The following is a 21,676-nucleotide window of genomic DNA, read 5'->3' as shown; positions in this document are numbered from 1 at the left end:
TGCAACATGTCATTTTGCTGACACGGTTTGCCACGGCTGGGCTATACCCCTTTTGACAGTCTAATTCCTGATCTTTCCACCGTCTTACGAGGCACGCCAATATGGACGTGAGCGTATTTGGTACGGGCTACGTTGGCCTGATTCAAGCAGCCGCACTGGCCGATGTCGGACATCGCGTGCTGTGTGTCGATATCGATCCGAACAAGATCAAGCAGTTGCAACAGGCAGTTCCACCAATCAGTGAACCTGGACTTTCCGGAACACTGGAAGAGAACATCAAGGCCGGCCGTTTGTTGTTCACGACCCAGGCCAGCGATGCGGTCGAACATGCCGAGTTGATCTTCATTGCGGTCGGTACGCCAGCCGATGAAGACGGTTCCGCCGACCTCAGCCATGTGCTGAACGTGGCCCGGCAAATCGCCAGTTTCATGGAAGCCGATCGCACCCTGATCATCAAGTCCACCGTGCCGGTCGGCACCGCGGACAAGGTCGCCGAAACCGCCAATGAAGAACTGCACCGCCGGGGCAAAGACGCGCTGACCGTTCGGGTGGTGTCCAACCCCGAGTTTCTCAAGGAAGGCAGCGCCCTCGCCGACTGCATGCGCCCGGACCGGATCATCGTCGGCACCAACGACGAAACCGCGCGCACCCAGTTGAGCGAACTCTACGCGCCGTTTTGCCGCAACCATGAAAAGCTCATGTTCATGGACAACCGCAGCGCCGAGCTGACCAAGTATGCAGCCAACGCGATGCTCGCCACCCGCATCAGCTTCATGAACGAACTGGCCAACCTCACCGAACTGCTGGGAGCCGACATCGAAGCCGTGCGCAAGGGCATCGGCTCGGACCCGCGCATCGGCTATCACTTTATCTACCCCGGTTGCGGCTTCGGCGGTTCGTGCTTCCCCAAGGACCTGCGCGCCTTGCTGCACACCGCCGAACACAACGGCATGCCATTGCGCCTGCTGCGCAGTGTCACTGAGGTCAACGACACGCAGCGGCACATCCTGTTCAGCAAACTCAAAGCCCAATTCCCCCAAGGCCTGGCCGGCAAATCCATCGCCGTCTGGGGCCTGGCCTTCAAGCCCAACACCGATGACATGCGTGAAGCGCCCAGCCGTTACCTGATGGATGCGCTGTGGGCCGAAGGTGCGAGTGTGCAGGCCTATGACCCGGAAGCCATGTCCGAATGCCGGCGCATCTACGGCTATCGCAATGATCTGCACCTGTGCGCCACCCGCGACGACACCCTGGAAGACGCCGATGCACTGGTGATCTGCACCGAGTGGAAGAATTTCCGGGTGGTGGATTTCGATCTGCTGGCGAGCAAGTTGCGCGCCAAGGTGATCGTTGACGGACGCAATCTCTACAACCCGGAACATGTCGCCGCCGCCGGTTTGCACTACAGCGGTATCGGCCTTCGGCACATCGTTCCAGAGGTGCTGCGCCCATGAATATTCTGGTGACTGGAGCGGCGGGATTCATTGGTGCCCATTGTGTGTTGCGGCTGTTGCGCGACGGGCATCGGGTGTGCGGACTGGATAACTTCAACGACTACTACGACCCGCAACTCAAGCACGATCGCGTGCGCTGGGTGCAGGAGCAAGTCGGCAGTTTCCCTCTCGCACAGATTGACCTGGCCGACGCCCCGGCCATCGAAGCCTTGTTTGCCCGTGAGCAACCGGACGCGGTGATTCACCTCGCCGCCCAGGCCGGGGTGCGCTACTCGCTGGACAACCCGAAGGCTTATCTGGACAGCAACCTCAGCGGTTTCCTGAACATTCTCGAAGGCTGCCGCCATCATCCGGTCAAGCACTTGATCTACGCCTCGTCCAGTTCGGTATATGGCGCCAACCAGCACACGCCCTACTCGACCCATGACGGCGTCAATCACCCGCTGTCGTTGTACGCGGCCACCAAGAAAGCCAATGAGTTGATGGCCCACAGTTACAGCCACCTGTTCGGCATTCCCAGCACCGGCCTGCGGTTCTTCACCGTTTATGGCCCCTGGGGCCGGCCGGACATGTCGCCCATCCGTTTCGCCCAGGCGATTGTCGAGGGTAGCCCGCTGAAGTTGTTCAACTACGGCCAGCACCAACGCGACTTCACCTACATCGACGACATCGTCGAAAGCATCGCCCGTCTGGTCGATCAACCACCGAGCACCGCGCCGGATTGGGACCGTGAACAACCGGACGCCGCCAGCAGCATGGCGCCGTGGCGGATCTACAACATCGGTGGCGAACACCCGGTGGAACTCAAGGATTACCTGGCCCTGATGGAAAAACACCTGGGCCGCAAAGCCAATGTCGAGCTGCTTCCCCTGCAACCGGGCGATGTGCTCAACACCTGCGCCGATGTCCACGAACTGGAACGTGACACCGGTTTCCACCCGCGCATCGAGCTCGACGAGGGTCTTCGCCGCTTCGTCGCCTGGTTCCGCGATTACTACCCATTGCACGCCCATGCGCCGCTTGCGGCTGAGCAACAGGGCTGAGAGCTACAGCGGAGGAGTCTATGACTGGACATGAAAAAGGTGTGCCACTCCAGAATTTGCGCCGTGACAAACGCCTGGACCCCGAGCACCGAATGCGCCTCGACACCGCGATCCACATGCAGGGTCGTGGTTGGATTACCGGTCGCGACGGTGGTCGGCCCTGGACGTTGTCACGCACCAATCGGGTCGTGGCCTGCTTCGGAGCCCTGGTCATTCTGGTGCTGATTTCGCCGCTGTTGCTGGGCCTGGCCCTGGCGATCAAATTCAGCAGCCCGGGCCCGATCATGTTCGTGCAAAAACGCACTGGCTATCGTGGCCGCGTGTTCGGCATGTACAAGTTTCGCACCATGGTGGCCAACGCCGAGGAGCTCAAGGAGTCCCTGCGCCACCTCAACAAACACGGTGCCGACGCCATCGATTTCAAGATCGACAAGGACCCGCGCATCACCCGCATCGGTGGTTTCCTGCGGCGCAGCAGCCTCGATGAGCTGCCCAACCTGATCAATGTCTTTACCGGCGACATGCGCCTGGTCGGCCCTCGGCCCACCTCGTTCAACGCCTACCGCTACAAGGATAACCACCTTGCACGCCTGAGCATCTACCCCGGCATGACCGGCCTGTGGCAGATCTCCGGACGCAGCAATATCGACTTCGACCAGCGCGTTGAGTTGGACCTCAGCTATATCGCCGAGCAGAGCCTTTTGCTTGATCTGAAGATCCTGTTGAAAACCCCCTTCAAAGTATTCAGCGGCCACGGAGCGAGTTAAATGGACGGTTCATCGAATAAAGCCCTAAGCATCGCCAACCCGAGCGAGTCCAACCTGACCTCGACCGTGCTCGATCAAGATCTGCGGATCCTCTTCCTGACCGCCGCCAACCCCGGCGCAGGCACCACCACCAGCGCCCTGGTGCTGGCCAGCCAACTGGCTCAGATGAGCAGCGGCCAAGTGCTGCTGGTCGACGCCAGCCAGTCGGCGACCAACCTCACGGCCCAGCTCAACCTGCAAAAAGAGCGCGGCTTTCGCGATCTGCTGTTCAGCACCGGCACCCCGCCGTTGTTGCAGGATTGCGTGATGCAGGTCTCCAGCCTGCCGTTCGATGTGCTGCCCAACGGCCGGCACGTGCGCGGCAACGAGCACTTGACGGCTGAACGTCTGAGCCCGCTGCTCGACCAGTTGGGCAGTCGCTATCGCTTTGTGGTGATCGACGGCGACGCGGTGTATTCGGCCGCCGACACCCTGGTCATCAGCACCCAGGTGGACGGCGTGATCATCGTCGTGCGCTCCGAGGACACCCGCTGGGAAGTGGCCCAAGCCGCCGTTCAGCGCCTGACCCAGGCCGGGGCGAAACTGGTCGGCAGCGTGTTCAACCGACGCAAGTACTACATGCCCAAATGGCTTTACAAAAACCTGTAAGCAACCAGAAAAGGATGACGCCATGAACGCCAGATTGCTTCTCCTGCTGTTGCTGCCGCTTGCGGGTTGCTCCAGCACTTCCGAAACCAACATGCCGGTGAATATCCTCACGGCCACGCCGGCCAATGCCCAGGCCACCGACATGCCCAAAGTCGAACAGACTTTGCGGCCCCAGGATGTGCTGGACGTGATTTTCCACATCAGCACCAGCGGCTCAAGCGCCTACCGCGTGCAGTCCGGTGACACCATCGGCCTGAACTTCACGGCCGCCAGCCAGCTCAACGGCAATCAACTGGTGCTGCCTGACGGCACCATCGAACTGCCAGGTGCGAATGAGGCGGTGAAAATCGAAGGGTTGACGTCCGAGGAAGCGAAGACCGAGATCCAGCGTGTGTATCAGCGCAAACAACTGTTCCAGCCCAACCGCAATCAGCTGACGGTGCAAATCATCAGCCCGCTGAGCAACGAGTCCAACCTCAAGAGTTCGCTGAACCACCCTGGCACCGGCATGAGCCGTGAGATCACCGTGGGCACCGACGGGTATGCGAGCTTCCCGGAAATTGGCGCCGTGCCACTGCAAGGCATGACGGTCAACCAACTGGAAACCTTCCTCAACAAACGCTACGCAACCTTGCCGGGGCGGATGACCGTCGATGTGCTGCTCAAGTCCACGGCGGGCAATGAAATCTACGTACTGGGTGAAGTCGGGCAACCGGGTTCCTACCCGATTCGCCGGCCGGTCTCGGTACTGGAGGCACTGACCCTCGCCCGTGGCGCCAACGTCAAGGCACGGCTCGATTCGGTGGTGATCATGCGCCGCAACGGCAATCAAGTTAAGGCCGTGCGCTACGACGTGGAAAAAGCGCTGTCCGGCGATGCCTCGCAGATCGCCTATCTGCAACCCGACGACATGCTCTACGTGCCCAAGACCAAACTGGCCAGCGCCGGTGAGCTCGCTCGGCAATTGGCGGACGTGGTGTTGTTCCAGGGTGTGGGCCTGAGTTTCGGCTACCGCCTCGACAACAAAAGCGATAACAGCAACTAACTCTCAGGTGATCTGACATGAATCCAAAAGAAAACTACCTGCACGAGTTCTTCAGGATCTTCTTCGCCAACAAGCAGATGGTGAAGCGCGTCTTCCTGGTCTTTGCAGTCATCGCCCTGCTCTTGCCCCTGGTGCTCAAGCAAAGCTTCGACATCACCGCGCAAGTGATCGTCCAGTCGAAAAAACTCTCCCAGGGCGACGCGACAACGTCCCTGACTCAGGAAAATGCCAGTTTCATCCCGCCGTCACTGGCGGACATGGAAACCGAGAGCAATATCCTGCGTTCGCCGGCGCTGATTCGCCAGACCATCAGCGAGCTGCGGGATAAAGGCGAGTACACCCCCAGCCCCGGCATGCTCAACAAACTGGTGTCCGAGCCACTGAAACGCTTTGTCACCGCGCCGCTGCGCCAATACGTGATCAACCCGGTGAAATCCGCCCTCGGAATGGAGACCGATCCGGTGCGCGACACGGTTCTGGATGGGCTGACCCAGGAGGCCATCGACAAGCTCAAAATCGAAACCCTGCCGGGCTCCAACGTGATCTCCATTACCTACAGCTTTGGCGATCCGGCGCAGGGCACCAAATTTGTCGCGGCGTTGCTGCAAAACTACCTGGTCAGCCGCCAGGAACTGCAGTCCATCGACCTGCCGCAAAGCTTCTATGAAACCAAGAAGCAACAATACGAGGTGCGTCTCGATGGCCTGGAAGGCAATCGGCTGGCGTTGCTGGAGGCCATCGGTTCGTCCGATCCGAAGGAAGAAATTACCTTCCGCCTCAACGCCATCAACACCGAGGAGCAAGCGCTCAACCTGTATCAGGATCGCCTGCTGCAAAGCCAGCGCTGGCTCGACTATCTGAAGTCCGCCCTGGCCGCCGCCAGCAGTAACTCCAGACTCAACGACTACACCTTCCCCTACACCTTTACGACCACAGTGGACAACGTCGCCTTTGAAGATCGCGAGATCAAACAGATGGGCGAGGCACTGACCACGCAAGTCAGCCGCTACATGAACGACCTGGCGGTGTTCCAGCCGGGCAGTGAACCGATGCTGCTGACCCGTGAGCAAATCTCCCGCACCCGCCAGCAGTTCTTGAAAGTGGTGAGCAACCGGATTCAGGAACGCACCACCGACCTGGCCGTTGTCAGCTCGGTGATCGCCCAGAAAACCGCGCGCATCGCCGACTTCAAGAACCGCATCCACCAGTTGCAGGAAACCCAGAGCAAGCTGCGGCAGATGGACACCGAGATCAACGCCTTGCACGCAGCGTTCGGTACCTACGCCCAACGCTTTGCTGAAAGCAGCTCGGTGCGCTCGCTGGACAACGACCTGTCGAACGCCCGGGTCCTCAGCCCGCCGTTTGAACCGACCGCCCCGGCGTTTCCCAAGCCGTTCCTGATCATTCCGTTCGGCTTGTTCACCGGGCTGTTGCTGGCGATTGCCCTGGTCTATGTGCGTGAGTTCTTCGATCACCGCTTCAAGCATCCTGCGCAAATCACCCACGAACTGGGCCTGCCGGTGCTGTTGGTGATCAACGAACAGAACATGCTGCCGAGCAATCCGCACAAAAACTGGACCGTGCCAAGCTTCGTGCATTGGGTGCGCAATTGAACGCGCCGCTCAATCCTTCCAGCGCCCTGCCGATCATTCATTTGCTCAGCAGCGGCGGCTTCTATGGGGCTGAGCGGATGCTGCTGGACCATTGCCTGGCGACGCCGGGGCAGCACCAGGTGCTGTTTCTCAATGCGCCGCCAGTCTTGATCGAACGGTTTCGCGAGGCCGGGGTGGACTGCCAGGGTTGCGCGGGGCTGGGGGCGTTGTTGGGGCATTTGCGTCAGCGGCGGGCGGAACAACCGCTGATCAATGCGCATAACTTCAAAGGCCTGTTGTTTGGCTGGGTCGGCGCGACGCTGTTGCGCTTGCCACTGGTGATTACCCAGCACGGTTTCACGCCGCGCAGCCGCAAGCAGAAATTCTACACCTGGCTGAGCCTGCAACTGTGCCGCACCGCGTCGGTGAACCGCGTGGTCTGCGTTGCTGAAAGCATCGCCACGTTATGCCGCCAGGCCAGTGTCCGGTCGGAGAAACTGCAGGTGATCCCCAATGGTTTGCCCGCAGCCAAAGGTCTGCTACCGCACCGCGTCAATCGCCAGCGTTGGCTGGCCGGTTACGTCGGGCGACTGAGCAGTGAAAAAGGCCCGGACCTGTTTCTCGATGCGCTGATTCCGTTGTGTCAGCAACACCCCCGACTGGACGCCGTGATGCTCGGCGACGGCCCGGAACGGGACAGCCTGTTGGCACGGATCAACGCCGCAGGTTTGCAGGACCGCATCACCTTGCCGGGTTATCAGACCGACATGACGGTGTGGTGGCGCCGACTCGATGCGCTGGTGATCAGCTCGCGCACTGAAGGCACGCCGATGATTCTGCTTGAAGCGATGCAGGCCGGAGTGCCGGTGGCCGCGTTCGGTGTCGGCGGGATTCCCGATGTGCTGCAAGAGCGGCACAACGGTTTGCTCGCCACGCCGGCCGACAGCATCGCCCTCGCCCACCAGATCGGCACCTTGCTGAGCGAACCGGCCCTGGCCCGGGAACTGAGTGACAACGCAAAACGTACGCAACTGGATCGCTACGACCTAAAGGCCCTCGCCGAACGTTGGTCGCAGCTTTATATCCGTACTGCACGGGAGGCACGCGCGTGATCTTTCCACTCTCGATCATCAGTCTGCTCGGCCTGGTCTGCCTCGGTTTGCTGGCCAGCCCTTATCCGTTTCTGGCACCGGGCGCGGTACTCGGCCTGGTGGGTGTCGCGGTGCTCTACCGCAAACCCACGTGGGGTCTGCTCGGCATTGTCGCGCTGTTGCCATTTGAAGGTCTCTTCAAGGACAGCGCGTTGTCCGGCTCCAAGTTTCTCGGCCTCTCACTGGTGCTGATCCTGATGCTGCAACTGGCCATTCACCAGCTTCCGCCCGAACGGCTGCGCAGTAACATCTGGCGCTACCTGATCTGGTTCATGCTGTTGTACCTGCTGAGCACGCTCAATACCGATGACATGGCCATGTCGATGGGGCATCTGCGGGAACTGAGCGTCGGCCTGGTTCTGTTTGTAATCGCGCTGCTGATCGGTCGCGATTTGAACCTGGACCTGTTCGCCAAACTGGTGACGCTCAGTGTCACGATGACCTGCGTATTGGCGATTTTTTCCATCAAGTACCAGGACCAGGGCCGCGCCACCGGCCTGCTGGAAGACCCGAACGGTTTTGCCATGCTGATTGCCTTCGCCGTTCCGCTCGGTTTGCTGCTGGTGATCCGCAGTCCGAACCTAGTGCACCGGTTGTTTTGGGGTGGGTGCTTCGTGTTGCTGCTGGGCGGCATGACCAAGACCGAATCCCGTTCAGGGCTGGTGGTGCTGTTTCTCAGTATGGCGATTGGCGCCTGGCACTACCGCGTCGAGCTCAAACGCATCCGCCCGCGGCATTTGGGGTTTGCCATGCTCGGCATGGTGATCGTGATTCCGCTGGCCATTTACGCGATGCCGCCCGGTTACATCGCGCGCATCCAGTCCTTGAGTATCTTGAGCGCCGGCGCCAAGAGCCAGGACGAATCCCTCGGTCGCCGCGCTTCGTACATCGTGGTCGGCAGCCAGATGATCAGCGAGAACCCATTGCTGGGGACCGGCCCCGGGACCTTCCCGATGCACTACGCCACCACCGGTTATGCCAAGGTTTTTTCGGCCAACCGCAAAGTCGGTGATCTGTACCGCCGCGCCCACAACACGTATCTGGAAATCTTCAGCGAGCTGGGAATTCCTGCCGGCCTTTTGTTCGTCGGCATGCTCGTCCTCGGCTTGTACAACCTGATTCGCGCCCGGCGCGCCTGGCTGCAGCGAAACAACCGCGAGCAGGCTGATTTGCTGACGCACCTGGGCATCAGTTTTCTATCGCTGACCCTGTTTTTGATGTTCCTCAGCGCACCGAACCAGAAGTACGTGTGGATCATGCTGGCCCTGACCAGCGTGCTGCGCCTGAAAGCGGAAGAAGCCCCAATGCAGGAGGCCAAGGCATGAATCGGATCAGCATTGTCATCCCGATGTTCAACGAAGCCCGACACATCGGCCGGACCTTGCTCGCCGCACAAAAGGCCGCCGATGCCGCGGGCCTGGACTGTGAGCTGATTGTGGTCGATAACGGCTCCAGTGATCAGGGCCCGCAGATTGCCCGGCAGTTCGGTGCACAGGTATTGGTGATGCCCGGTTTGCTGATCGGAGCACTGCGCAATCGCGGTACGGCCGTCGCCACCGGGGAATGGCTGGCCTTCATCGACGCCGACATCGAGCTGCCCGAAGACTGGCTGACTCTGCTGCTTGAACTCGAGGCCCAGGGCCAGGGTGAATTGTTCGGCCTGGACCTGCACACGCCAGCCCAGGCGCCGTGGTATGCCGATGCCTGGCAACGCCGCACACTGCACCCGACCAGCCACACCCTGCACCCGGTGCAATGGCTGCCCACCTCCAACCTGTTTATGCGCCGATCCTGGTTTGACAAGGTCGGTGGCTTTGAAGAAACCCTGCGCACCGGCGAGGACAAGGATTTCACCATGCGCCTGCGCGAAGCCGGCGCGCGCGTGCTGGCGGTCAATCAAAGCGTTGCCCTGCATTGGGGGTATGAAGCCAGTTGGCGCGAGTGGATGGGCAAGGAAATGTGGCGCCAGGGCAGTCATCTGCAACTGCTGCGTACCCACGGATTCAGCCTGCGCCTGCTGCGCTTTCCCCTGCTGTCGCTGGTGGTCTGGCTGCTGGACTTCATGGCGATCTCCGCGCTGCTGGACGGCTTCCCGCACCACGCGGCGATCATGGTGATGATCACCTCGCTGCCGGGGCTGATCCTCAGCGTGCGCCAAAGCTTCAAGCAACACGATATCCGCCTCACGCTGCAACTCTGGGGCCTGCATTGGGTGCGCCTGCACCTGGCCGGCGCCGCGTTCATTCTCAATCTTTGTCATTGGAATGCCAGGAGGCCCGCCCGTGGCTGAGTTCATATTCTGGTTGTGCCTGTTGCTACCGGTGTACGCCTACCTGGGTTACCCGCTGCTGCTGACAATCGCTGGACCGTTTTTTCCTCGACACACGCCGCCTCCCTTGCCTGCGCAACGGGTCAGCGTGGTGGTTGCCGCGCACAATGAGCAACGCAATATCGAGAATAAACTGCGCAATCTGCTGGCTCAGGACTATCAAGCCGCCCGTTTGCAGATCATCGTCGCCAGCGACGGCTCCACCGATCAGACCGTGGCCCTGGCGCGCACCTTCGACGACCCGCGCATCGAGGTGTTCGACCTGCCGCGCCAAGGCAAGAACAGTGTGCTCAACGCCGCTGTCAGCCACTGCACCGGCGATATCCTGGTATTCACCGATGCCGATGTTCACTGGATCGACGGTACGTTGCAGTGGCTGCTGGCGCCGTTTGCCGACCCTGAGGTCGGCGGTACCGTCGGCAACATGAACATCCCCGTCCCAGGCAAGGGCCTGAGCGTGGGCGAAAGTCTGTACCGCCACTACGAAGCCTGGCTGCGCCGGGTGGAAAGCCGCACCGGCTGCACGGTCTCGGCCGACGGCGCCCTGCAGGCGTTGCGCCGCGAGCTGTACCAACCGATTCCAGCCCTGGTCAACGACGATTTCTATATCAACACCTGCGCACCGGTCGCGGGCAAACGTGTGGTCTATGTCGACGACGCCAAGGTGCTCGATCAAGGCGTGGACGAGCCCGACCGCCAGTTCAGCCGCCGCCAGCGCGTCACCGTCGGCGGCCTGATCAGCCTGGCAGCCCGACGTGAACTGCTCAACCCGCTGCGCCATGGCCTGTACGCCATCGCGTTGATCAGCCACAAACTGATCCGCCGGCTGGCGCCGGTCCTGTTGCTGCCCTTGCTCGTGGCCAATCTCTGGCTGCTCGATGAGCATGGTTTCTATCGCCTGACTCTGGCCGCCCAGTTGCTCGGCTACGCCTTCGCCGTGGCCGGCCTGCTGGACGTACGTCACCGCTTGCCCAAGCCGTTCCGCCTCGCCGCGTTCGTGCTGGTGACGCTGGCCGGCATGAGCGTCGGCGTGTGGCAGTTCTTGCGCGGGCACAGCTACAACCAATGGAACCCCGACCAGACTCGATGAGTGCCTGACATGCCGATCAAGACCAGTATCAAACGTGCCAGTGGCTGGTTGTACCTGAATTCCCCACTGGGCCGCCGTCAGCTGCGCGGCTCCGGGGTGATTCTGATGTTGCATCGGGTGCTGGCCAACGACCGTGCCGCCGACCTGCCCCACCGCAATGAATTGTGCGTCGGGCCCAAAGCGTTCGAGCACTTGCTGGTCTGGCTGAAAAAACACTTCGACTGCGTGCCGTTGATGGACATCCTGCACCCCGGCACCCAACACTCGGAACGGCCCAGGGTGGCGTTGACCTTTGATGACGGCTGGCGCGACAACGCGGTGAACGCCTTCCCGCTGCTGCAAAAATACCAAGTGCCGGCGAGCATCTTTCTCTCCACCGATTTCATCGGCAGCCGCCAGCGCTTCTGGTGGGAAAGCCTCGGCGAAACCCTGTGGGGCAGCCATGGCGAACAGCCGCGGATGCACCTGATCGAATGCCTGCAACAGGTCGGCCGGCCCCTGCCGGTGTTGATGGATGACGTCGACGTGGACCGCCGCAGCCTGACCTTGCTGCACTACCTGCAAAGCCTGAAAACCCTGGCGCCGGACGACTTGAGCCGCCTGACCGATGAATGCCCCGAAGAGTCATTGCCCCAAGCGCTGGACTGGCAGCAAGTGCGCGCGCTGGAAGCCTCCGGGCTGGTGCGTTTCGGTCCCCACGGCGCGAGCCACGCGATTCTCACCGGCCTCGACGATCAACGTCTGAATGAAGAACTGAGCCGCAGCCATGATGCGCTGTTGAACGGCTGCAACCGGCCGCTGCCGGTCTACTGCTACCCCAACGGCGATCACGATGCACGCGTCCGGCAACAGGTCGCCGACCACGCCTTCCCCTATGCCCTGGGCACCGGCACCGGCATCTATCGCGGCGCCAGCGATCCATTGGCTTTGCCGCGCTTTGGTGTCAGCCAGCGCACGGCGCGTAATCCGGAATTGCTGTCGTGGCGCATCTACCGTGGGGCACAGCCATGAGTCGCAGCCATTATCTCAAGCACCTGGCCCTGAGCATGGGCACCAAACTGGCGATGATCGGCCTGCGTTTACTGCGCAACGTGTTGCTGGCGCGGATTCTCGGGCCGAGCGAACGCGGCTTGTTTGCGCTGCTCAGCACCCTCCCCGACCTGATCAGCGCCGCCACCAGCGGCGGTTTGAACTCGGCGGTGGGTTATCAGGCCGCCAAGCAACGGCCGATGGGTTTGCTGCTCAGCCAAGTGCTGGTGTTCGGCTGTCTGCTGGCGCTGCTGCTGACCTTGGTGGTGGTGGCGCTGACCCGGGAATTCGGCAGCGAACTGGACATCACCACGCAACTCGGTTTGCTCGCCTGGCTGCTGTTGCTGGCGGTGCCGCTGACCGTGCTCAAAAGTGGCTTGCTGACCTTGCACAACGCATCCGGCGGCATCGTCGCTTTCAATGCCTTGCGCCTGGTGGAATCCCTGGCGCCGTTGCTGCTGTTCCTGGCGCTGTTCTGGATGTGGAAAACCGCCGCCCTCGAAGCGGCGCTGATCAGTTGGCTGGCGGGCATCAGTCTGGTGGTATTGACCGGTTGGGTCTGGCTCAAGCGCAATCAGCCGCTGACCCTGCAATGGGACCGCGCCGGTCAGAATGAACTGCTGCGCTACAGCGCCCGCAGCCATCCCGATCTGCTGTTCCAGCAAGTGATCCTGCGCTCCGATTACCTGTTTATCGGTGCCCTGCTCGGCAGCACCGCGCTGGGACATTACGCCATGGCCAGCGCCGCCGCCGAGTTGCTGCTGATCGTCCCGGAAGCGGTGACCACGCCCCTGATGAAACGCCTGCTGCAACAGGAGGAAGGCATCGACAAGCTCACGCCACTGGCCCTGCGCCTGACCGCCACGGTGATGCTCGGCGCGTGCCTGACCATGGCAGTGATTGGTGAATGGCTGATCGTCACGCTGTTCGGCGTTGCTTATCAGCCGGCTTACCCCGCATTGCTCGCCTTGCTGCCGGGGCTGTTCGGCCTGTGCTACGCGAGCATCCTGCGCCTGGACTTGCTGGGCAAGAATCGCCCCGGCACGATCTCACTGATGATGGGCATGAGTGCCCTGCTCAACCTGACGCTGAACGTGCTGTTGATCCCGACTTACGGCATCGTCGGTGCGGCGGCGGCCTCGTCCATCGCCTACCTCGCGGTGACCCTCGCGTTGCTGGTGTTGTATTGCCGGTTGAGTGGCGTGCCGGTGTGGCAAACCCTGATCATCCTGCCCAGCGACATCGCGCCGATGCTGCTGATGCTGCAAAGGAAATCGGCATGAAACGCCTGGTGCTGCTGTTGAGTCTGGGCTTTGCGCTCGAAGCTCAGGCGGCGTCGATGCGTTGGGCCGACATTCGCGACGGCAGCCTGTACTTGCAAGCGGACCGTCCCGATACCGTGACCGTGCGCTGGGTTCCGGCGTGGCAGGCGGATGCCAACGAAGAACACATTTACCTGGTCGATGGACGAGGCAAACTAGCGGGCGAACGCCTGATCGCCGCCAGTGAAACCAGTGGCAGTCAGAGCTGGCCATTGGCACCCGGCGCCGCCAGTTATCAGCTGGAGATTCCGGGCTACAGCTTCCGTCGCTACAAGGTCGAGCACGACGAACACACGGTGGCACTGTTCGCCCCGGCCAAGGTGCATTTCAGCGCCGAAACCCGTGACGGCGACGAGATGTATTTCAAGGTCGCGCCGGGGGAACACGCGGTGCTGGCGGGCAAGTTCCACGGTGGCGTCGGTGCCCTGCAAGCCCAGCGCGTGGGTGACAACCAACAACTGCTGCTGGCCCTCAAACCCTATCGCGCCTATTGGCAGTTCGATCAGGTCGCACTGCCGGTGAGCGACCGCGAACAAGTCTGGCGCCTGCGCCTGCGTGGCAGCGGCAAAGTGGCGTTCTGGCTCGACGGCACCGCCAACCTGTTCGCGCAGAACCCGCAGCAACTCAAACCGCTGCGAGAGGACGATGGCCAGACCCGCCTGACGCTGCACAACGAAGTGCTCGGCCCGACCCCGAACCTGGGTGTCGCCCTGCCCTATGTGATGCCGCCGCCCTCCAGTTTTGCGGTGCTCGATGCGCTCGGGCCGCGGGCGGCCAGTTACTACAGTTTTGTCGACATTACCCAGGGCAGACCCCAGTACGAAGACGCGTTCCGCCGGCTTTACCAGGACCGGTTCGGCATCACCCAGGACATCACCTTGCTCGCCGGCAGCCAACGCGTCCATGACCTGCGCGTCGGCACCATGAGCAACAGTGGCCTCGACGCCTGGCTCGCCAGCACCCGCGCGCTCGGCGGCAAGGGCATCCACTACATCGGTTTTGCCGACGAGCCGAACCTCAACTACCCCGATTACGCTGACTATCAAAACATCTTCAACAGCATGGCCCGGCAAGTGCGCAGCGATCCGGCCAATGCCAAGGCCGGCGTGCGCATCGCCATGCCTGCCAGTTCGCGGCTGGTCAACGGCCCATTCGCCGACAACGCGGCGGACAAGCGCGGCATCGATTGGGCCCGGCGCCTGCTGGCGGAATCCGGTGACCAGATCGACGCCCTGGCGTGGCACGAATGGATGATTCGCGACCTGTTGGCGACCCGGGTCTACCGCGACAGCGTACGCCGTGCCGCCGACCTCGTCGGGCTGGACGCCAATGGGCGGCCACGCAAGGCGTTGCTGCTGGACCAGACCAACATGTCCAGCGGTTCAAGCCTGAGCCCCTACGATCAGGAAACCCATTTCGCCTCGATGTGGTGGGCCTCGGTGGCGATCAATTCGGCCCAGGACGGTTTGCTGGAAATGCTCAACTGGTTCCAGGCCGACGACGAAAAACCGTACTACCCCAAGGGCATGTTCAAGGTTCTGGATGACGATCATTTCGAGCTGAAACCGGTGGGCATGGCCCAGCAGTTCATCCAGCAGCATTGGCTTCGCAATGTGATGCTCCTGGAGAACGACGCGTTCGAGGTCGACGTATTGGCCATGGCCACCGACCTGCAACGCGGCCTGCTGGGGGTCAACAAAGGCACGCGCTTGCAACGTATCGACCTGAGCGGGGCGAACTGTCCGTTGGCCAAAGGTTCATTGCGCTACTTCGGCGCCGACAACCGCAGCCGCGACGCGCCCTTCCACTGCCAGGACGGTCGTATCAGCTTCGAGCTGCCCGGGGAAACCCTGTTCGCCCTGAGCTGGATCGCGTCATGACCGTCATCGAATACTTTGCCGCGCAGGCCTGTCGCCGCGCGTTGCATCACTCCACCCACGGCCGATCCCGTCAGGAGTACATACCATGAGTATTTTGAAAAAACTCAGCGAACACATTAGACAAAAAGGCCTGCGCGCCACCCTCGGGAAAATCTGGAAGCACTACGTGTTTTCCCATCAGGAACTGATCTGGATGGAGCGCGACCTGGTCACCCCGATCCCGCCGCATAAACTGCGGCCCTACACGCCGCTGCGCCTGGAAACCATCACCGCGCAAAACGCGATTGCCTTCGGCAAACACTTCGGTGATCGCGTGGGCACCATGGCCGAGCTGGCGAACGAAGGGCATACCGGGCACATGTACCTCAATGAAGACGGCGATGCCGTGGCCTTCATCTGGGGCAGCAAACGCAATTACCACGACCGTCACTATTACGGCTGCTGGTTTCCGGTGAAGGCTGGCGAGTTCTTCGAATTCGGCGGTGAGCAGATCCGCGCCTACTGGGGCACCACGCTGTCGGTGGATTTTCAACTGAACCTGTGGAAAGCCATGGCCGATCAAGGCTGCAACAAAGTGGTGGATGTCTGTGAATACCACAATATCCCGGCGCTCAAGCTGCACATTCGCATGGGCTACAAGGAGCAAGGGCGGATCATGAACGTCTACGAGCTATTTGGCCGCTGGCGCTTGTACCGCGAAACCCGCTACAGCGGTTCACGTCTGGATGCCTTGCGCAAACCGACGCCGGCCCCTGTTGCAGCAGAGGCGACCTGACCTGATGGCGACGCGATTCCAATGGTGCACTTCACTGTGCGCCCCGGACTTTCCGGCAGTGGCTTATGAAGCACTGCGCCTGCGAGTGACGGACCACACGCCGTTCAACACCTTGGCCTGGCTGGGCGCCGCGGAACAGGCGCTCAAGGATGGGGAACGCCTGCACGTGCTGCTCGGCTGGCAGGGTGATGAACTGGCGCTATGCCTGCCGTTGGTGGCGTCGCGCGAACGTTTTGGCGGGTTGCCGTTCCGGGTGTTGCATCACCTCGGCTATCCGCTGACCGATCGCCTGGCGCTGCTCGCCTGCCTGGATTCCGAAAGTATCCGCAAGGCATTGATCGTGATTCGCCGTCGCTTGCCCCACGCGTTGTTGCAACTCAACGAGTTGTCCGAACCTACAGGCGAAGAAAGTGCCCTGACGGTGTGGATGGCTCACAGCTCCACCGGTGAACGGCGCCTCAGTTGCAAGGTGCCGGTGCACCTGATCAGCGAAGCGGATCGCCAGGAAGTCTCGGGCGATCCGCGCTACAAACTGCGTCGCGCGCGCAAACGCATCGCCGCGTGTGGCGCCCAGGTGCGGCGCATCACCCCGGACGCCGCGACCATGGGCCCGCTGTTGCAGGCCATCAGCGAAGTCGAAGCGGTGAGCTGGAAAGGCGATGAAGGCGTCGGCATTTTCGTCGACGAACGCCATCGACGATGGATGGACCGCGCCTTCACCGCCCTCGCCGCCCGGGGTCTGGTGCGGGTGGTGATACTGGAGCTGGACGGCCGCTGCATCAGCTATCGCCTCGGCTTGCTGGAACAGGGTCGGCTGTACGATTACAACCTGGCGTTCCTGCCGCAGTACGCTGACTTGGGCAGCGGTCGAGTGCTGCTCGAAGAGTGGATTCGCTGGGGCCTGGACGACAACTGGCGCTGGATCGATGCCTCGCGGGTCAGCCTGGAAAACTCCAGCCATCAACTCCACGAACGCATGACCGGGCAATTGGAGCACTGGCGCTGGAGTTTTTATTCCTGGCGGCCGAGTGGGCTGGTATTGGGTTTGGCATTGCGCGTCTGGCAGCGGCTCAAGCCGGTCTTGCAAAACTGGCGAGAGAAACGGGCAGCAGCGGTGGTCACGGTTTCTACGCCGGCGACCCCGCCTCAGGCGCCTATTGAAAAAACCACGGAGGGCGAACATGCCGCACCAAGTCATAGTCAACGCTGACGATTTTGGCCTCAGCCCGTGCGAAAACGCAGTGATCCTTGGCGCCTTCCAGGCCGGGGTCATCAGTTCCGCCACGGCCATGGCCAACATGCCGGCGTTCGAAGCCGCGTGCCTGATGGCCCAGCATCCGCTGCTCAAGGGGCGGATCGGTTTGCACTTCAACCTCACCTATGGCCGGCCGTTGAGCCAGGGCATTCTCGAACGCTCGACGTTCTGCGACAGCCAGGGCGAGTTTGACCTCAACCTGCCCCGCCATACCCTCTGGCTCAATCGCCGGGACCGTGAAGCGGTGATGGACGAACTCGAAGCGCAATGGCAACGCTGCGTGGACAACGGCGTGCGCCCCAGCCACCTCGATTCCCACCAACACGTGCATAACATCTGGCCCATCGGTGAGATCGTCGCGCGCTTTGCCGCCCGGCAAGGTGTAGCTGTGCGCCTGGCGCGCAACCTTGGGCAAAACCTGAGCCTGCCCAAACGCGTGTTCAAGGGTTTGCTCAATCGGCGCCTGCATACATTGGCCGGGGCGACGGCGGACTATGTCTGCACGCCGGTGGACCTGCGTAACGCCCCCGTGCCGACCGACGGTCTGCTGGAAATCGTCGCCCATCCGAACCAGCTCGGGGCGGATTTTGGTGATGCGTATCTGAATCCCGGCGAGTCGCTGACGCAGGTGCTAGAGCGGCGCCTTGCGGGTATTGAGCGGGTGTCTTATGCGGTCGTGAGCAGGGATTTTCAGGCCGGTACCGCTGCACTCGAATGATTTACACACATTGCAACACATTCAAAGCTGGCGCTTTGACATGAAGTTGCAACCTTCATCTATACCCATCAAAAGCCTCCCCACAACACCCTGGCCCTGGCTAAGGAGAGCGTCATGAATGTCATCGAAAAACTGCGCGAACGCATCAGGCAAAAAGGTCTGGGCAACCTCTTTCAGGCCTTCTGGAAACGCTATGTGTACTTCCATTGGGAGCTGCTGTGGATGGAGCGCGATCTGGTCACTCCGGTGCCGCCGCACAAATTGCGGCCCTATTCCGGCTTGCGTCAGGTGACCATTACCGAAGACAACGCGATAGCGTTCACCAAGCACTTCAGTGATCGCGTCGGGACCATGGCCGAACTCGCCGCCGAAGGCCACACTGGGCACATGTACCTGGACGAGGAAGGACATGCCGTCGGATTCATCTGGGGTAGCATCCGGAATTACCATGACCGCCACTATTACGGCTGCTGGTTCCCGGTGAAGCCGGGTGAGTTCTTCGAGTTCGGTGGCGAAATGACCCGCGCCTATTTCGGCACCAGCCTGTCGGTGGATGTTCAAGTCGCCCTCTGGGAAGCCATGGCCGCCCAGGGCTGCAACAAAGTGGTGGATGTCTGCGAAACCCATAACATTCCAGCCCTGAAACTGCACATCCGCATGGGCTACCACGAACAGGGCCGAGTGACTCACGTCCATGGTCTGTTCGGCGGTCGCTGGCGCTTCTACCGCGAAACCCGTTACCAAGGCTCGCGCCTCGACCCACTGCGCAAACCGGGTCGGCCAGTGGTGTCAGGGGCAACGGCCGGGGCTTGAAACGATAAGTCAGGCGTAACACCCGATCCTCTGTAGGAGCAAGGCTTGCCCGCGATGGCGTCCTCGAAATGGCCTTCGCGAGCAAGCTTTGCTCCTACATGGTTGTGTGTCGTTCACAAAATCTGTGCCTGGACCGAATTCCTTGTAGGAGCGAGGCTTGCCCGCGAAGGCGTCCTCGAAATGGCCTTCGCGAGCAAGCTTTGCTCCTACATGGTTGTGTGTCGTTCACAAAATCTGTGCCTGGACCGAATTCCTTGTAGGAGCGAGGCTTGCCCGCGAAGGCGTCCTCGGGATTGCCTTCGCAAGCAAGCTTTGCTCCTACATGGTTGTGTGTCGTTCACAAAATCTGTGCCTGGACCGAATTCCTTGTAGGAGCAAGGCTTGCCCGCGATGGCGTCCTCGAAATGGCCTTCGCGAGCAAGCTTTGCTCCTACATGGTTGTGTGTCGTTCACAAAATCTGTGCCTGGACCGAATTCCTTGTAGGAGCGAGGCTTGCCCGCGAAGGCGTCCTCGGGATTGCCTTCGCAAGCAAGCTTTGCTCCTACGTTGGATTGGTGTCGTCCACAAAATCGGCGTCCAGACTGAATTCCTTGTAGGACCTGCCGAAGGGGAATGAGTACATCCGTTTCATTGCAGTTGGCTGTTAGGCCGCCATCGCGAGCAAGCTCGCTCCCACAGTGGTTTTGTGTTGTTCACAAGAATCGGTGCCCAGTCTAGGTCCTTGTGGGAGCGAGCCTGCTCGCGAAGGCGTCAGTCGAAGCAACACATTCTTCAGCTCAAACCCTCACCGCCACCCACGTAAAACACAACGGCAACTGTGCCACCTGCCGTTCATACCGGTCATACAACTCTTCGCGGTTGGAATGCGGGTATTCCTTGAAGTGGCTGATCTGCAAACCGGCGTCAAGGGCGCCGGTGAAGATGGCGCCGAGGGTGTGGGCGAACCAATAGGACGCGGCCGCCGGTTGTTCGACTTTGCCTTCGTAGACGATCGGCTGATGCTGCACGAACGGTTCGCTACGAAAGTACGAGCTGTCCAGGCGATAAGGGTCGGTGGCTTCGGGGTCGAGCATTTCCAGGAACGGGTGGGTTTCGTAGATCACCAGCGCGCCGCCGGGTTTGAGGGTTTGCGCGACGTGCCGGAAGAACTCGGCAATGTCCGGCATCCAGTTCAAGACACCGATTGTGATCAGCGCTACGTCGAAACGGTTGTGCAACTTCGTTGGCAGGTGATGGATATCCGCCTCGATGAACTCAGCCGCATGAGGCGAGCGCGCCGTCAGTTCCCGGGCCTGTTCGAGAAACGCTGCGGACTGATCGACCCCCACCACCCGCCGCGCGCCCAGGGCAAATAGTGAAAGACTTTCACGGCCGTTGTTGCAGCCCAGTTGCACCACGTCCTTGCCCTCGACGCCCACCTGCTCCAACACACCGCGCAACGTGTCATCGATGCAGCAAAAATCAGTCTGACTGACGGCGTTGAGCACGGCCTGCCATTCGGGCTTGTCTTTGTGGTGCCTTGCAGAATCGTTCCAGGCCTCGCGGTTGCTGGCGATGGCTTGTTGTTGGGTCGGCATGTCCATTGCGCACTCCAGATCTCGATTTTATTGACGCGCACGAGTCTAGATCAGCAACTTGAGAAACCACATCAAGGCTTTGTTGCGATCTTGTAATCGGACCGTCGCAAACGCGTGTCCGCACGGCAGCTATAGTTAATAGCCTTGGGGAAATGCGGGAAAACCGAATACGCAGGTGCCGCCATGAAACAAACCGAACTGTCGCTGTGCTTTATTGCCCTTCTCTACGCCGCCAGCGCTGTGCATGCGGACGAAAGTCCCATGCAGACCGAGAGTTCCAGCAGTGCATTGATCTACTACGGCCCTGACCAGCCCTTCGCGCGTCCGGCACCGCCGACCTTTAGCTCAGTGCCGCCGCGCACTTACATCCCGAGCGCGCCTCAGGACTTCATCCCGATTGCCAGCGAGCACGTGTTCTACGATTCGCAACTGCCCACCGTGGCGGATGCCAACGTGCGGGTGTTTATCCGTTCCTACGATCCGGAACGCGGGATCTACGTCAACGACGAGGTGCTCGACCCCTCGTGCCTGCTGGCCTGCCTGACCCGTCAGGAACAGGCGATGCCTTGAGTGTCAGTCGCAGGGCCACGTATGGCGCAGCGCCGCACGGCGGTCGATGGCGTCGCGCAGGCGGCGTTTCTGGGTTTCCCAGACCTCGCTGTCCACCTTGCTGGAACGCATCATGTCCAGCACGGCTTGCTTGGCGTTCAGGTACTCGTCCCAGGCATCCTGACGCTTGAGTCGAAGCGTCTCCTCCCCGGACATTTCCATATGACGCAGGGCCAGTTCGCAAGGATCATCCAGCACCACTCCCACCGTCCGTTGAATGCGATGGGGGGCGCGGAATTCGGACTCCGTGGTGAGGATCGCCTGGGCGCGCGTGCAGCCCCATGCCAAGGCTTTCGCCAAACAAGGATGGCCCTCGCGGTCATAAAATTCTTCCGCCAGCGCAGCGCCATCGCGGGCATACACGCCGATGAACACTTGGGTCACCTGCTCACGATTGAACCGCGCCTGCACCTCGATCTGCGTACCGTCGGCCAACACCTCATCGTGGCTGCGACTGTGTAATTGGCGATTACTCCAGAGCCAGAATTGCGTCCCTCTACGCCGCATAGCCCGCTTCTCCATCAAAGGGGAAAAATCAGTTAGGCACAGCCTCCGTGGATTTTCCACCGAGCGTACCC

General features: G+C 61.2%; 20 protein-coding genes. 18 read left to right on the top strand and 2 right to left on the bottom strand.

The genetic code is table 11. The annotated features are described in order from the left end of the window. The first annotated feature begins 101 nt into the window (after positions 1-101). From BK667_RS08735 to BK667_RS08655, 17 genes are all read left to right on the top strand, one after another. Entirely contained in the window at positions 102-1,454 is a 1,353-nt protein-coding gene (locus BK667_RS08735) for a UDP-glucose dehydrogenase family protein (RefSeq protein ID WP_123597360.1), read from the top strand. Continuing rightward, a complete protein-coding gene (locus tag BK667_RS08730) occupies positions 1,451-2,497 on the top strand; it encodes an NAD-dependent epimerase (RefSeq protein WP_123513420.1) in 1,047 nt (348 codons plus the stop codon). The genes BK667_RS08735 and BK667_RS08730 overlap by 4 nt, the downstream gene beginning before the upstream one ends. Positions 2,498-2,517: 20 nt before the next feature. Then, the gene (locus BK667_RS08725; protein WP_123513418.1) at positions 2,518-3,264 is read left to right on the top strand and encodes a sugar transferase; all 747 of its coding nucleotides are present in this window, start codon (positions 2,518-2,520) and stop codon (positions 3,262-3,264) included. Further along, complete coding sequence (locus BK667_RS08720) at positions 3,265-3,912, top strand: CpsD/CapB family tyrosine-protein kinase (RefSeq protein ID WP_123513416.1); 648 nt, start codon at positions 3,265-3,267, stop codon at positions 3,910-3,912. Positions 3,913-3,934: 22 nt separating this feature from the next. After that, positions 3,935-4,957, top strand: a complete 1,023-nt coding sequence (locus BK667_RS08715) for a polysaccharide biosynthesis/export family protein (RefSeq protein ID WP_123597359.1) — start codon at positions 3,935-3,937, stop codon at positions 4,955-4,957. 17 nt (positions 4,958-4,974) lie between these two features. Further along, entirely contained in the window at positions 4,975-6,570 is a 1,596-nt protein-coding gene (locus tag BK667_RS08710; protein ID WP_123513412.1) for a GumC family protein, read from the top strand. Then, positions 6,567-7,661 (top strand): glycosyltransferase family 4 protein, encoded by a 1,095-nt coding sequence (locus BK667_RS08705; RefSeq protein WP_123597410.1) that lies wholly within the window; start codon positions 6,567-6,569, stop codon positions 7,659-7,661. The genes BK667_RS08710 and BK667_RS08705 overlap by 4 nt, the downstream gene beginning before the upstream one ends. Next, positions 7,658-9,025 (top strand): O-antigen ligase family protein, encoded by a 1,368-nt coding sequence (locus tag BK667_RS08700; protein ID WP_123597358.1) that lies wholly within the window; start codon positions 7,658-7,660, stop codon positions 9,023-9,025. Before BK667_RS08705 ends, BK667_RS08700 begins: the two co-directional genes overlap by 4 nt. Continuing rightward, positions 9,022-9,990: a glycosyltransferase family 2 protein gene (locus BK667_RS08695; RefSeq protein WP_123513408.1), complete on the top strand. Its 969-nt coding sequence runs from the start codon at positions 9,022-9,024 to the stop codon at positions 9,988-9,990. Before BK667_RS08700 ends, BK667_RS08695 begins: the two co-directional genes overlap by 4 nt. After that, entirely contained in the window at positions 9,983-11,119 is a 1,137-nt protein-coding gene (locus tag BK667_RS08690) for a glycosyltransferase family 2 protein (RefSeq protein WP_123597357.1), read from the top strand. The genes BK667_RS08695 and BK667_RS08690 overlap by 8 nt, the downstream gene beginning before the upstream one ends. 9 nt (positions 11,120-11,128) lie before the next feature. After that, positions 11,129-12,130, top strand: coding sequence for a polysaccharide deacetylase family protein (locus BK667_RS08685; protein WP_123597356.1), 1,002 nt, complete (start codon positions 11,129-11,131; stop codon positions 12,128-12,130). After that, positions 12,127-13,431, top strand: a complete 1,305-nt coding sequence (locus BK667_RS08680; RefSeq protein WP_123513402.1) for a lipopolysaccharide biosynthesis protein — start codon at positions 12,127-12,129, stop codon at positions 13,429-13,431. Before BK667_RS08685 ends, BK667_RS08680 begins: the two co-directional genes overlap by 4 nt. Then, positions 13,428-15,350: a hypothetical protein gene (locus BK667_RS08675; RefSeq protein ID WP_123597355.1), complete on the top strand. Its 1,923-nt coding sequence runs from the start codon at positions 13,428-13,430 to the stop codon at positions 15,348-15,350. The genes BK667_RS08680 and BK667_RS08675 overlap by 4 nt, the downstream gene beginning before the upstream one ends. A gap of 85 nt (positions 15,351-15,435) precedes the next feature. Further along, complete coding sequence (locus tag BK667_RS08670; RefSeq protein WP_123513398.1) at positions 15,436-16,125, top strand: GNAT family N-acetyltransferase; 690 nt, start codon at positions 15,436-15,438, stop codon at positions 16,123-16,125. Positions 16,126-16,129: 4 nt separating this feature from the next. Further along, positions 16,130-17,335: a GNAT family N-acetyltransferase gene (locus BK667_RS08665; RefSeq protein WP_123597354.1), complete on the top strand. Its 1,206-nt coding sequence runs from the start codon at positions 16,130-16,132 to the stop codon at positions 17,333-17,335. Further along, positions 17,307-18,098, top strand: coding sequence for a ChbG/HpnK family deacetylase (locus BK667_RS08660; protein ID WP_123597353.1), 792 nt, complete (start codon positions 17,307-17,309; stop codon positions 18,096-18,098). Before BK667_RS08665 ends, BK667_RS08660 begins: the two co-directional genes overlap by 29 nt. Before the next feature lie 114 nt (positions 18,099-18,212). Beyond that, on the top strand, positions 18,213-18,911 hold the full coding sequence (locus tag BK667_RS08655) for a GNAT family N-acetyltransferase (RefSeq protein WP_123597352.1): 699 nt from the start codon (positions 18,213-18,215) through the stop codon (positions 18,909-18,911). 777 nt (positions 18,912-19,688) lie between these two features. On the opposite strand, the gene BK667_RS08650 is transcribed toward BK667_RS08655, so the two are convergent. Beyond that, positions 19,689-20,495: a class I SAM-dependent methyltransferase gene (locus BK667_RS08650; RefSeq protein WP_123597351.1), complete on the bottom strand. Its 807-nt coding sequence runs from the start codon at positions 20,493-20,495 to the stop codon at positions 19,689-19,691. A 177-nt stretch (positions 20,496-20,672) separates the two neighbouring features. Between BK667_RS08650 and BK667_RS08645 the strand changes: the two genes are divergently transcribed. Next, the gene (locus BK667_RS08645; protein WP_123597350.1) at positions 20,673-21,059 is read left to right on the top strand and encodes a hypothetical protein; all 387 of its coding nucleotides are present in this window, start codon (positions 20,673-20,675) and stop codon (positions 21,057-21,059) included. Between the two features lie 3 nt (positions 21,060-21,062). Here the strand turns inward: BK667_RS08645 and BK667_RS08640 are convergent, their stop codons facing one another. After that, a complete protein-coding gene (locus BK667_RS08640) occupies positions 21,063-21,605 on the bottom strand; it encodes a hypothetical protein (protein ID WP_123597349.1) in 543 nt (180 codons plus the stop codon). Positions 21,606-21,676: the final 71 nt, after the last annotated feature.

Origin of the sequence: Pseudomonas frederiksbergensis (genome assembly GCF_003732705.1) — a bacterium.
Lineage (GTDB): Bacteria > Pseudomonadota > Gammaproteobacteria > Pseudomonadales > Pseudomonadaceae > Aquipseudomonas > Aquipseudomonas frederiksbergensis_F.
The sequence above is the reverse complement of the archived record's forward strand: the minus strand, read 5'-3'. Positions and strand labels throughout refer to the sequence as shown.